We start from the raw sequence: 263 nt of genomic DNA on the forward strand, positions 1-263 counted from the left end.
CTATAATTTCACCGAGTCTCTCGTTGAGACAGTGCCCAGATCGTTGCGCCTTTCGTGCGGGTCGGAACTTACCCGACAAGGAATTTCGCTACCTTAGGACCGTTATAGTTACGGCCGCCGTTTACTGGGGCTTCAATTCGCACCTTCGCTTACGCTAAGCGCTCCTCTTAACCTTCCAGCACCGGGCAGGCGTCAGCCCCTATACTTCGCCTTACGGCTTCGCAGAGACCTGTGTTTTTGCTAAACAGTCGCCTGGGCCTATT

Annotated in this window: 1 rRNA gene; it reads right to left on the minus strand. The window is 54.0% G+C overall.

Features of this window, described 5'->3' with window-relative positions:
- Positions 1–263: ribosomal RNA gene (locus SB751_RS31690) — 23S ribosomal RNA — on the minus strand; the annotation flags it as partial.

This window comes from Cupriavidus sp. SIMBA_020, assembly GCF_046535395.1.
Taxonomy (GTDB): domain Bacteria; phylum Pseudomonadota; class Gammaproteobacteria; order Burkholderiales; family Burkholderiaceae; genus Cupriavidus; species Cupriavidus campinensis.